The 13,362-nt window shown below is 38.0% G+C and carries 10 protein-coding genes; 1 reads left to right on the top strand and 9 read right to left on the bottom strand.

Going from position 1 to position 13,362, the window contains the following annotated elements; all coding sequences use genetic code 11:
- The first annotated feature begins 286 nt into the window (after nucleotides 1–286).
- Nucleotides 287–1,192: a cation diffusion facilitator family transporter gene (locus QYB95_RS08390; RefSeq protein ID WP_301137872.1), complete on the top strand. Its 906-nt coding sequence runs from the start codon at nucleotides 287–289 to the stop codon at nucleotides 1,190–1,192.
- Between the two features lie 638 nt (nucleotides 1,193–1,830).
- Here QYB95_RS08390 and proS read toward each other — a convergent pair.
- The 9 genes from proS to QYB95_RS08345 form a co-directional block, all read right to left on the bottom strand.
- Nucleotides 1,831–3,267, bottom strand: coding sequence for a proline--tRNA ligase (proS, locus tag QYB95_RS08385; RefSeq protein WP_301137871.1), 1,437 nt, complete (start codon nucleotides 3,265–3,267; stop codon nucleotides 1,831–1,833).
- 644 nt (nucleotides 3,268–3,911) lie between these two features.
- A complete protein-coding gene (locus tag QYB95_RS08380; protein ID WP_301137869.1) occupies nucleotides 3,912–4,853 on the bottom strand; it encodes a hypothetical protein in 942 nt (313 codons plus the stop codon).
- Nucleotides 4,854–4,931: 78 nt separating this feature from the next.
- Nucleotides 4,932–5,762 carry an MBL fold metallo-hydrolase gene (locus QYB95_RS08375; RefSeq protein WP_301137868.1) on the bottom strand — a complete coding sequence of 277 codons (831 nt, stop codon included), beginning with the start codon at nucleotides 5,760–5,762 and terminating at the stop codon, nucleotides 4,932–4,934.
- Between the two features lie 174 nt (nucleotides 5,763–5,936).
- Entirely contained in the window at nucleotides 5,937–7,646 is a 1,710-nt protein-coding gene (locus tag QYB95_RS08370) for a methyl-accepting chemotaxis protein (RefSeq protein ID WP_301137867.1), read from the bottom strand.
- A gap of 357 nt (nucleotides 7,647–8,003) precedes the next feature.
- Nucleotides 8,004–8,282, bottom strand: coding sequence for a hypothetical protein (locus QYB95_RS08365; protein WP_301137865.1), 279 nt, complete (start codon nucleotides 8,280–8,282; stop codon nucleotides 8,004–8,006).
- A 320-nt stretch (nucleotides 8,283–8,602) separates the two neighbouring features.
- Nucleotides 8,603–8,806, bottom strand: coding sequence for a hypothetical protein (locus tag QYB95_RS08360; protein ID WP_301137863.1), 204 nt, complete (start codon nucleotides 8,804–8,806; stop codon nucleotides 8,603–8,605).
- A gap of 107 nt (nucleotides 8,807–8,913) precedes the next feature.
- Nucleotides 8,914–10,863, bottom strand: coding sequence for an elongation factor G (locus tag QYB95_RS08355; RefSeq protein WP_301137861.1), 1,950 nt, complete (start codon nucleotides 10,861–10,863; stop codon nucleotides 8,914–8,916).
- Nucleotides 10,864–10,992: 129 nt separating this feature from the next.
- Nucleotides 10,993–12,498 carry a succinyl-CoA:acetate CoA-transferase ScpC gene (gene scpC, locus QYB95_RS08350; protein ID WP_301137860.1) on the bottom strand — a complete coding sequence of 502 codons (1,506 nt, stop codon included), beginning with the start codon at nucleotides 12,496–12,498 and terminating at the stop codon, nucleotides 10,993–10,995.
- 178 nt (nucleotides 12,499–12,676) lie between these two features.
- Complete coding sequence (locus QYB95_RS08345) at nucleotides 12,677–13,333, bottom strand: ribonuclease H family protein (protein WP_301137859.1); 657 nt, start codon at nucleotides 13,331–13,333, stop codon at nucleotides 12,677–12,679.
- Nucleotides 13,334–13,362 lie beyond the last annotated feature (29 nt).

The following is a 13,362-nucleotide window of genomic DNA, read 5'->3' as shown; positions in this document are numbered from 1 at the left end:
TTTTGGGCCTTTTTTATTTTTTTGATGGTGTAGAAAGATATCATTAATTTCGCATTATGAAAGCTTGAATTTTAATAATTTTCAACTTCAATAGGATGGGCTCACTTCCACTCTACTTGGCAATCAAAATCATCAATCACAATTTCTATTAAACAGGCATACTGAGTTTATCAATCGAATACCTTTTAAAGAAAACATAAATATCTGGGTTCAAAAGAGCGGACAATTTCCAACAAGAATAAACTGCTACTTCCCTCTTCAACAAAACTAAATTGGAGGTCTATCAATGGCGCATTCTCATTCCCATAATCATCATCATTCAAAAAATAAAAAAGCACTATTAATTAGCTTTTTCATCATTGCTTGTTTTGTCATTGTCGTTTTCATCGGCGGGTTGCTAACCAATAGTTTAACCCTACTATCGGACGCTGGACATATGCTAAGTGATGCCTTGTCATTAGGTATAGGATTGCTGGCTTTTAAATTAGGCGAGAAAGCTGTAAATAGTAAAATGACTTTCGGTTATCAACGACTGGAGATTTTAGCTGCATTATTTAATGGTATTTTACTAGTGGGGATTGCTCTAGTAATTATCTATGAGGCTTTACAAAGACTTGCGAATCCAGAAGAAATTTCAAGTGTAGGTATGCTGGCAGTAGCCATCACCGGTACCATTGTTAACATTATTGTTGCTTTCATTTTAACAAGAGCCGATACAAACGAAAATATCAATGTGCGAGCAGCTTTTATGCATGTTTTGGGCGATTTACTAGGATCGGTTGGCGCTATTGTCGCTTCGCTTCTAATTCTGCTGTTCGGCTGGTCAATAGCCGATCCAATTGCAAGTCTCCTTATTTCCATCATTATTTTAAGAAATGGATTTGAAATTACGGCCATATCCTTCCACATATTAATGGAAGGAACTCCGCTGAATACAGATGTCAAACAAATCCGGGAGGCCTTGCTTAATATACAAGGAGTTGTTGGTATTCATGATTTTCATGTGTGGAGTATTACCTCGGATTTCCCAACCGTCAGTTGCCACTTAGAAATTGTGCGGAACGAACATGATAAGGTAATAAAAGATGCTTTAAAAATATTGCATGATGACTTTCATATTGAACACGCGACCATACAAGTTGAGCGTGTTAGTGCACAGTTAGACCAATATGAACATCATCGGTGTAATTGATTATACTTAATTTAACTAAAGAAACCGCCTTATTTCATATGGATAAGGCGGTTTTTTACGTGATTCAAGTTTAGTGTATGAAATTTGTCCCGAGTTGCAAACTAATTTAAGAAGTTCATACTATCGCATATATCGCTCATTTATTCGTATGCAAGACTCATAATTAAACAAAGGGAGCTGATAAATATGACACAAGAAAGATTAGAATCATTAATCATGTCTCTAATTTATTCCCTTTGCTAAAAAAATGAAAAAATAGTATGAATTTGTATCCGCCTATTATAGGTGGATATTTTTGTGGGTTGGTAGATACATTTTTATCAAGGTGGCCATTGTATGGGGACATTTGAACCTAGAATACAGTCCGGTTTATCTCGTTGAGTGCTTTTTCGTGACATTCCATTCTTGCGATTCCCTTATTTGACTTATTAATCGCTATATTGTGATATGCCATTCATTATGAACCCGTTCTTTGTCCTACTAACTACGATCTTCTCACATTCCAAAATTGCGAACCTCCCTAATCCCCAAAATATATTGTGAAATTTCTACCCTAGGTAGCTTCCCACTTTTAGCTATAAAGAGAAATATAAAAACACTACCCCCTTTTTATAAGAGAGCAGTGTTTCGAATTTTTTTTAATATGCGCGGCCGAACCAAACTGTGTGTTTCGCTTCTTTGCCACAGTTAATGCATGTATGTTTTTCTGCTGGCGGATTGAATGGAATGTTACGTGTAGTGAATTTTGTTTCGTCTTTTACATTTGACTCACATGCGTCATCTCCACACCATCCGGCAAGTACCCAACCAGGGATTGTTTCGTTTTTCTCTGAATCCGCCAAGTGTTGTTTTAATTGATCCAATGAATCAATATGTGTATGAGAATTGGCATCACGGAATGTTTTTGCTTTTTCAAATAGACGAGTCTGCATTTCTTTTAGTTCCGCTTCAATTTTTTCGACAACTGATCCTAATTCTACTGATTGTTTGTCAGCTTCATCACGTGCCTTTAATAATACTTGGTTGTTTTCCAGATCGCGTGGCCCAAGTTCGATGCGGACTGGTACCCCTTTTAGTTCCCATTCGTTGAATTTGAAACCAGGTGATTGATCCGAATCATCCAGGCGAACACGGATACCTTTTTCTTTTAAGCTGGCAAAGATTTCATCCAATTTCTCGATAATTGCAGGATTCTTTTTCCATGGCCCTACCGGAATTAAGACAACTTGTGTTGGTGCAATCGTTGGAGGCAATACCAGCCCTTGTTCATCACCGTGTACCATGATGACTGAACCGATTAAACGAGTTGAAGTACCCCAAGATGTTGTATGGACATATTCGTGTTTGTTTTCTTTACTTAAAAACTTAATATCAAATGCTTCAGCAAATTTTGTACCTAAATAATGTGAAGTACCTGCTTGTACAGCTTTTCCATCCTTCATCATCGCTTCGATCGAATACGTATCCACCGCCCCGGCAAAACGTTCAGAAGGTGTTTTTTGACCATCGTATACAGGAATCGCCAAGAAGTTTTCCACCACTTCTTTATAGATATTCAGCATTTGCATTGTTTCTTTGCGGGCATCCTCTTCATCCACATGTGCAGTATGCCCTTCTTGCCATAGGAATTCAGAAGTACGGATGAATGGCAGTGTTTTCTTTTCCCAACGGAATACATTTGCCCATTGGTTAATTAATACTGGCAGATCGCGATAGCTTTTAATCCAATCGGAGTATAAGTGACCGATCATTGTTTCGGAAGTTGGGCGAAGTGCTAAACGCTCCTCTAACTGCTCCCCTGCTGCTTCGGTTACCCATGGAAGCTCCGGTGAAAATCCTTCGATATGATCTTTTTCTTTTTGGAAGAAAGACTCAGGAATCAACATTGGGAAATAGGCGTTTCGGTGGCCGGTTTCTTTAAATCGGCGATCCATTTCCCCTTGAATATGCTCCCAAAGCTCATAGCCATCCGGTTTAAAAGCGATACATCCACGCACTGGTGTATAGTCCATTAAATCTGCTTTTTGGATTGTATCAATATACCATTTCGAAAAATCATTCGTTTGTTGTGACATTTTGTTTCCTCCTAAATTTTGAAAACTCGGTATGTGAATCTTTTTTGATGATTGTCCATCACTGCACCTATACAAATCACACATCTTTTACTTTCTGATCTGCCCTATGCCCTATTTTGGTGTACATATCTATCATTGCTGGTAGTTGTTCCAAGTTTTGGTTATATTCCCTCTGGTTAAACATCCATCCAAAAACAACGAGGTTATCGGGGAAGCTCCCAGTATCCTCTATATTTAAGCAAATAAAAAGCACAAAGAGCCCTCATGACAAGGACGCCTTTGTGCATAATAGACGTGGTACCACCTTACTTTGGCAATAGCAATATTTCTAAGTCCTACTATAGACACTGATTGCAATTACCCTCTAAGCGTTTGTAACGTTAACGACTCGGCAAGTTGTGCATCTCCGTGATAGGTTTCAACGAAAAGTGGTGATATAGCTCTCAGCAATTGCTATATTTTCTGTCTCACAATTTCCATTTACTTGGTCACATCATTGATTCATATTTCTTATACTGTATCAAATATAAGGAATTAATTCAATCCAAGTGTAAAATTTTCTTTTTATTTTAATATCTTCTATATAAAATAACCACGAATGTATGCCATTTAAGCAATTCGTGGTTCTTCAAATACTTAGTTCTTTATTTTTGGGAATATTCAGCCGAATTTTGTATAATTTTCTCTACTTTTTCCTCCAAGAAATTCGTGCGTTCAAACACTATGGAACGTAAATGATCTAACTGGAGCATTATTTTTTCCATTAGCCCCTCATGATTATCTTTTCGACTCAATGCATCCTTTTGAGTTTCTTCAATACTTCTTAGTTGATCGGCAATTTGCAGATTAAAATCACTTTGCCCTGCCATCTGTACTTCCATCTTCCCATTTGCCTTAGTCATTTGTTCTAAACGTGTGATTATACCTTCATTGTACAAAGTGAAATCTGCTATTATTTTGACAAATTCTTTTTGTTCCTCTCCTACAACGTTAAGTTGCTGGGACATGTCACTTTGAGTTTGACTTAAGTGCGTTATTTGTTGTTGCAATTCATTTTGGATACGTTGATCAATTTGATTTACCTGTTGCATTAGTTCGTTTTGAATACGTTGGTAAATTTGATTTACTTGTTGTTGCAACTCATTTTGAATCCGTTTGTCAATTTGAATTACTTGTTGAAGCAGCTCATCATTCAAGCGATGGTCGATTTGGTTTACTTGTTGCAACAACTCATTTTGAATGCGTTGATCATAGTTTATGGTTTGTTGCAAAATGCTGTTTTGATCTTCTATTTTTTCTAGCCAATCGATTACTCTGTGCTCCATTGCTTCCTGCTGCTCTTGAAGTACTCTTAACTCATTAAAGCGTTTGTTTAATTTTTTATATTGGATGGCTTGGTGCTGATTCCAGTCATTTTGTGAAAGCTGCATATGAACGAAACTCTGCTGAAGTTTACGATTTTCAATCATTTGTTGATTGATGACCTCGGATAAGTAATCTCTTCGATACTCAACTTGATTTGGTTCAGGAATTGGTTGGTTATTACAAAACACTCCTGGGTGCTCTTTGTTAATATAAATGGCCAATTCATGGACACCCCCTTTTATACACCTCTATAGTTTATGCGGCATTTGCCGGGAGTGTACTAAAGAAAAATTTCCATTTTAAGCTTTAGAAATTTCATTGGACCTATGCAGCTCTCTTCTAACTAAAGCTGCATTTTCGTTATGGCTATTCATTTGATCTTGCTTATATTTATACCCCTGGATCAAAAACTGATGGTCTGAATTTTCCTTTACAGCTTTTCGGAGTTCTTGAATATAGCGATAGGAAAGTACTTTTCTGAAGATAATTTCCTCCTTGATATCTGTTGCCGTTCCATGGCCTGGTACCAGTAATTTGATATCATGGGAACCCAGGATCCTATCTGTCTTCCCAATTGTTTGTTCGTATTTCTCGCTATCATGATAGATAAATGGAAATTCAACATCCGATAGATAGTCCCCTGCAATCCAGATACCAAGTGGTTCCACCACCACAAATATCCCATCATCAGTATGTCCCTCAGCTAGATAGAACGTAAGCTTGGTTTGACCGATATCAAACACTTGTCCATCCTCCAAGACAGGGATATCAACGGTTGGGAAAAGTAACGGGTAGGTACGATCCAAATAATATTGATCATCGAATTGTCGAATCAGATTTAGTATATCTTCTTTACCTTCTCTTGTTTGTAAGGCTTCGGCGGCAATTACGACAGCATCTTGAAAAGCCCCGAACCCAGCAATGTGGTCCCAATCAGAATGAGTAAAAACTAAATAAATTGGTTTATCTTCCTTAAACTTGTCAACATATTGCCGTATTTCAAGGACTTCATCTGGGAGTAAGTTTGGATCAACTACTATTATGCAATCTTCGGTTCGAATAACAAGGGATGTTGTTTTATATAATACACTTTGAAAAATTGTTACATGATTTGTTTGATATTTTATCAAAAAGCTCACCCCTAAAGATTACGATTTTGTTTTTATATAAAAGCTTAGGATTTGTGGTAAAAATGATTGATTGTATAAAAGAAGTGTACGCATCCTTTTCCTGATGGTACACTTCTTATTTATGCTTGATTCTATTATTCTACTACTAATTTTAGTTTACTTCTTAATTTTCTGCTATTTAACTTTGAAAGTTTTTACATAATTCTCTAGTTTTTCTGCCATATTGGTAGATTCAGTCGAACGGCTGGATATTTCTTGAATATTTGCAGTAGATTCCTGAGAAGCTGCAGCAATATGATTCATCATACTTTCAATTTCATGAATTGAATGTACCAGTTCCTGGATTCTTTGAACAATTTCATCGGATTTTGCCGTTTCGGTAGATAATAGCTCCGACATAATCGAAATCTCTGCTACTGTTTCGGAAACAGCTGAGTATATTTGGTGTAGGGCGTCTGTGGTCACCTGAACCGTTTGACTGCCCATTTCAATATACTTGTCGTTTTCTTGAGATGAAATCAGGACATTTCCGATACGAATCATAATATCTTTTACTAACTTTTCTACTTCGTTTACTTCTGCATTGGATTGCTCAGCAAGTTTACGAACTTCCTCTGCTACTACAGCAAATCCCTTACCATGTTCTCCTGCTCTTGCAGCCTCAATGGAAGCATTTAGAGCCAGTAAATTAGTTTGGGAAGCAATTCCCGCAATAGATGCCGTAATATTTTGGATTTTTTCGGCAGAATTCACGAGCTGTTGAATGGTACTATTTACCTCCTGGGAACCCTTACGGATTTTTTCCATATCAAGGCGGATTTGTTTCGCGCGTTCTTCCCCTTGTGCTGCAACTTGCATCGTTTTATTGGAGTTTTCTACTGTATGATCTGCCTTGCTCTTCATACTTTGCAAATCACTTGCCAATTGCATTAGAGCAGTTGAAGCATTATCGCCGTGATGCATGCCATCCGTCATTGCACTGGATACTTCATCTATATTATTGGAAACGATTTGCATTGATTGATTAATTTCATTTAAAGAGCTTGCTGTTTCATTGGCATTTTCAGTAATTTGATGGGATGTGGCACTCATTGTAGCAATCATGCTCTGCAACTTGGAGGTCATACTATTCAATGCACTTGCCAAGTCACCAATCTCATCCTTGCTTTTTACTTCCGTCGGTTCTACTGTCAAATTTCCTTCTGTAATTTCTTTTGCTTGAGCAATCAATAGTGAAATAGGTTTAGTTTTACGTCGTATTAGATACGCTGTAACCAGTGCAGCAATAAGCATTGGAATTATACTTATAAGGATTCCTTCACTTACAACTCCCCTGGTACGTTCCGTTACAATTTCCGCATTAAAATCGATCACGCTAATAGCGATAATTTCTTTGGCTGGATCATGATCTTCGTATATTGGTGCATAACCCGAAAGGCGTTTGATTCCCGCAAATTCATAGGGTTTTGAATAAGTCGGATGACCCATTTCGACAAGATTTGAGACAGCTTCCTCATCATATTCAAATGAATCCCCTGGTTTAAATCCCTGTTCTTTTAAATGGTCATCTACTGCTACTAAATTCCCTTGTAAATCAAGTATGTATTGATTTTCAAAAATATCTTTGTGGGCAGTTGTCCAATTTAATTGTTCCCCAATATTGGCCTGGGCCGTTTCGTCGCCAGCAACCGCTTTTATTAGCTGGGCTGGCTCGATAAGGCCAGTCGTAATATTGGCACAACCGTATGCTTCTATTCCTGCTGCCTCATATAGTTTACTATATGCCGTATTGTATGTAGCAACTGATGTAATCAGGATCATTACAACAAGTATACCCGCGATAATTGTGCCAAGCTGAAATGTTAGCGAGTTTTTAAATTTCATTTTTATCACACCTTCTATTTCTCCAATAATAGAATTATCATACTACTAAAAGATATATAATATAAGCATGTTAAATTTTACAATAGATATGAAAAAGTTCCTTTATCATCCCATCATTTGATTGACACACATATCAAAATTCTAATAGCACCTACCGTACAGATGAACAATTCAGGAAAATGAATTGTCCTATTTATCTTTAGGGATAGATAATTCATCCTAGATATCTTCCTATATATTTATCGCACCGGTGAAGCCAATGTTTAATAGATAAAGCAATTTAAAATGTAAAAAAGAAAAAAGCCCCTACTTTAATAGCAGGAGCTCTTAGATTGAATTTGAATCTCTGAATTAAATTTATTGTTCTTTTGGTGGTTCTACAATTCCTAGGCACCACGTAAAGTTATCCCAGGCAGAATACCATCCGTTAAACAATTCAGAAGAATCGTCCCAACGAACTTCAAATTTCTTTTTACCTTCAGCATCAATTAAATACAGGGCAAGTGTTGGATCCACTTTGGAAACAGCCAACTTCATTCCTTCCTGCAGTTGTTCTTCAGTAAATTCAACATCTGATACTGAACGAACCTGTGCTTGTTCGAATACTGGTTTGTTAATAATTTTATAGTTCATCATAAGCCTCCAATAAAACTTTCTCTTCTTTGTTCAGTCCCTGTCGCTGATAAGTTGATAGGGCGATGAAAGTGTATGTTAGTTTCAATAAGCAATTTAAAAAACACAAATTCATGTGGTTATGCCGTCCAATTATTTTAACATAAAACTGGCTTACTTACATTCCACTTTTTATTTTTTATAATTTTTTTAGCATCATACAAAAAAGCAGTGTTAATGTTTATTTAACACCGCTCTGGTTGCATGGGGTCCCTAACATGAACACAACGATACTTCCATGCCCGCTCTATTTTGAGATGTTCTTTTGGGATTAGCTAAAAAGTTTAAGTTAATGGTTCATTTTTCATTCGTTGTATTGCATGTTTTCGGCGTTCATTTTTTTCCTGGAGGTGTTCCAGTTCTTCTTCACCAGCAAATTCCATGCTGATTTCAGCTTCACGCATATTGTCCTTTGTGTTGTTTATCATTTCTTCTTTGCTAACAAATTTTTTTGGTCTTCCTGCCACATCTTGTGGATTTTGTTTCATTGAAATAACCTCCTAATTTTAAATTACAAAATTAGTTTGTTTTTCTTTGATTCATTTATACTGCATTTAAATAAAACTGATTTTTGGGGATATGTTATAAAGGAAACCTATTTTTTTATGCAGTGCATTGCTTCCTCGGCTTCACCCCATGGAACTGAATATCCTTTCCCTTTTGCACAAAAAATGCTTGTGGATGTATATTCGGGATCTGCATTTTTATCGTAGCCAATACTTTCAATTACTTCTTCAGCATTATGGCATACATCATATCCGCCAAATTGAAGTGAAATTATACCTTTCCCATTCGTGTATGCAGCAAACGTTGTACTGTAATTCATAAATGTTGAGACCGGTGCCTTTCCGGTAATCGTCACTTGGTCGTCTTCTATACTTGGTGATTCAAAAATCCCGCTTGCTTGCTGAATATCCGTCAACATCCGTCCCATATAGTCTATAGAAGCTTTCATTTTAAAACGGTAGTAAGGCTCCAACAACACATTCTCCACCTGTTCAAGTCCTTGACGCAATGCCCGAAAAGTTGCTTCCCTGAAGTCTCCACCTTCCGTATGCTTATTATGCGCACGGCCCGTTAATAAGGTAAAGCAAATATCCGTCACGGGATAACCAGTGAGCAGACCGTGATGTTCCCGTTCGAATAAATGCTTTTCAATCAGCCGCTGATGGCCGATAGATAAATCATCCGCATGACAAACATTTTTAAATAAAATTCCTGAATCTCTTTTAGCCGGCTCCATTTTCAAGTGTACTTCGGCATAATGCTTTAGCGGTTCAAAGTGTCCATAACCGACGCAACTATTTTGAATAGTTTCCATATATAAAATTTCCGGGTTGCCAAATTCAATCGTAATGCCAAAACGTTCCTTTGCCACTTCAATTAAGACCTCAAGTTGGATAATCCCCATTACATGCACGTTAATTTCCTGGAATTTTTCACTCCATACAACTTTTAAAGTCGGCTCTTCCGATTCTAATATACGGAAAAAACGAAGAATTTCCTTTATATGCTCTGTGCCGTTATACACAACCTTTGCCTGCAGCGTTGGAACAAGTTCAACCTTCTCTTGCGTAATTGTTTCATTTCCGATTACATCCCCAATTTGTGGATGGGATAGTCCCTTAACTGCAAAAATGTCTCCTGCTGCCACTTTTTGTACCGTATCATATCGATTTCCGTTGTATCTTCGAATTTCGGTTACTTTTTCGGTTGTGTGCGGAAACTTGAACTCATGACGGACCTCCAAGGTTCCTTGAATTGCTTTTATAAAAGTAATCCGCTGATTGTTGTCAACATGCCGGATTTTAAATACTTGCCCTTTGAAGGATAAACTGTCGTCAAAATCGGTTGGTGTTAATAGCGACAACTGGTCAAAGAATTCCATTATACCAATATCCTTCAGTGCTGAGCCTGCCATACATACAAATGTACGCTCATTTTTGACCATCGACTGAAAGGCGGAAAAAAACAAAGGGAAGTTTATCTTACCCTCCATATATTGCTCCAGCAGCATTTCGTCCCGTTCAGCTAACCACTCAAGAATATATTCCGGTATATAATCTGAAGTCACCTGTTCATTTAGCAGAACTGCATCCCCCGATAGTTCTTTTCTTATGGCCCTCATGACTTCAGAAACATCCGCTCCTTCACGATCTATCTTATTTATAAAAATGAAGGTCGGTACATGATATTGCCTTAATAGATTCCATACCGTTTCTGTATGGCCTTCTATGCCATCAATGGCACTAATGATGACAACCGCATAATCCATGACATGGATGGCCCTCTCCATTTCCGGTGAGAAATCGACATGTCCCGGTGTATCGATTAAAGTATATGTATCGCCTTTATAGTCGATCCTGCCCTGTTCCGCAAAAATCGTAATGCCACGCTTACGTTCAATTGAATGATTATCCAAAAAGGCATCTTGATGGTCCACACGACCACGTTCTTTAATACTCTCCGTATGATAAAGGAGCTGTTCTGAAAAAGTTGTTTTTCCAGCATCCACGTGAGCAAGAACACCGATTGTTTTATACATAAAAATCCTACTTTCTAATTGTTCGCTAAAATGATTGTAGCAGATTATAGGGATTAGATTAACAATTCCAAATAAAACAAGCCTTTTGTTAAAATTTCTTCTAACAAAAGGCTTGCGCTCGTATGTTTTTTACAATTTCATTGTTCCCGTTTTAGCTGCGTTTACATGCCAGGATAGTGCCTTTTCCAGGTTATGAGGCGTATGTGCGTTGCCTGTCAAGTTGGCAGCCTCATTATAATAATCCCAAAGTTGCGTTTTAAAATCCGGGTGTACACAATTCTCAATAATTAAAGGCACTCTCTCTTTCGGTGCCAGGCCGCGTAAATCGGCTACTCCCTGTTCTGTGACAATGACATGTACATCATGCTCTGTATGATCATGATGCGCAACCATCGGCACAATGGAAGATAGCTTTCCGCCTTTTGCATAGGACTTCGTAACAAATATACTTAATCGTGAGTTGCGTGTAAAGTCACCCGATCCTCCAATACCATTCATCATCCTTGTCCCACCCACATGTGTGGAGTTTACATTTCCGTATATATCAACTTCCAATGCTGCGTTAATGGCAACCAGACCCAAGCGACGGATCACTTCGGGGTGATTTGAAATTTCTTGTGGTCGAATGATGATCTTGTCAGAATAATTTTCAATATTTCCGTAGACTTTTTTCTGCAATTCTTCAGAGATTGTAATGGAAGTGCATGACGCAAAGGATACCTTCCCAGCATCAATCAAGTTAAATACCGCATCTTGCAACACTTCCGAGAAGATAACCAAATCTTCAAATTCAGACTCTTTAAATCCTTCCAATACAGCATTCGCAACAGAACCGACACCCGATTGCAGCGGTGCCAATTTATTAGTAAGGCGGCCTGCTTTTATCTCACTGCGAAGGAAATTCAGTAAATGATCCGCCATGTCCTGTGTTTCATCGTCAGGATCCACAATAAGTGATGGAGCATCCTGTTCGTTGGAAACAACAATCGCTATAATTTTTTCCGGATCAACCTTAATGCCGATGTCCCCAATGCGGTCGGTTGGATTCAATATTGGAATTGGTTTTCTTTCGCCTTGGTCTTCGGGGATATAAATATCATGAACCCCAACCAGTGACTCAGAGTGCGCTAAATTTAATTCAACAATAATATTCTTTGCGTATTTCGCATAGATTGGGGAATTTCCAACAGAGGTTGTTGGTACTAAAAAACCATCGCTTGTAATCGCCGTCGCTTCAATAATGGCAAAATCAATTGGTCCAATGATTCCCTGACGCACTAATTCCGCATTATGGGAAAGGTGAGCATCCACATATAAAACTTCCCCGGTATTGATTAAATTTCGAATGGCAGGATCGCCTTGATAAGGTCCGCGTTTTCGGATGCCACCTGCTTGCGCCAACACTTGATCGACTTCCGGTCCCAAAGAAGCTCCAGTATAAACGTCGATTTTTAATTCTTCATTTTCCACACGATCCGCCAGAGCCAATGGAACTACTTTTGCATCACCTGCACGTGTGAAACCGCTCATTCCGACGATATCACCATTTTGAATTAATGACGCTGCTGCTTCTGGTGAACAAACTTTGTCAACTAGATCACTGATACCAATTCTTTTTACTACTGCTTCTTCCATTCCTTCTCCCCCTATTATTGTAAAATGATAGATTCTCTCACCCATTTTATTTATGCAGGGACAGTTTAAAATAGAACGAAAGAAGTGGAAAAATGATGGGTACTAGGTTGCTTTGGTTTACATAATAATAATATCGTAGAATTGAATTAAACTTGCAAAATAATAAATCCTGACCTACCTATTGAAGTTCGATTTGTCCAGTAATTCCAACTCCTTGAAGACTTTGAGTAGCTAGTCTATCCGCTTCTGCATTTAATTTGCGTGGAACGAGTTCAAATTCCGGTGTAATTCCGAGTTCATTTAATTTTTCATCAATTCGGTCCGCCCAGCTTGAAAGGTCTTTCTCATAAGCCGGCCACTCGCCGCTCATCTGGTTGATGACAACTTGTGAATCTCCCAAAAATTGAACGGTTTGATGATGTACATCCAACAAGTCAAGTTCAACAATAGCCAAATGGAGTGCCGCATATTCTGCTTCATTATTTGAATTCAATCCGGAAGCCGGGGCATTGCGTCTTAGTCTATACGATTTTCCATTTTGTTCATAATAGATAGCAATCCCTAAACCAGCATTACTCGTTTGAATATCGTACCCCCCATCAAAATAAACTTTTACATTATGTGGTTCCGTCTCGATTTCTTTTATATATTTTTTAAGCTCTTTAGCCATCCAAGTACTGTCATGTTGATCCATAAACTGAATATTTTTCGCTCGTCCGGTTTTCTCCAAATCTTCCCCTATTGTTAAAGCATGTGCAGGTGGCATTTCATCGGAACGGAATATTGTTTCAACCCCATTTTTCGTTTTGTATGTCCATTCAATTGTTATTTTCATGGAAGCCCTCCTAAAAGTATCCTACTTAT

This window comes from Ureibacillus aquaedulcis, assembly GCF_030418165.1.
Lineage (GTDB): Bacteria > Bacillota > Bacilli > Bacillales_A > Planococcaceae > Ureibacillus > Ureibacillus aquaedulcis.
The sequence above is the reverse complement of the archived record's forward strand: the minus strand, read 5'-3'. Positions and strand labels throughout refer to the sequence as shown.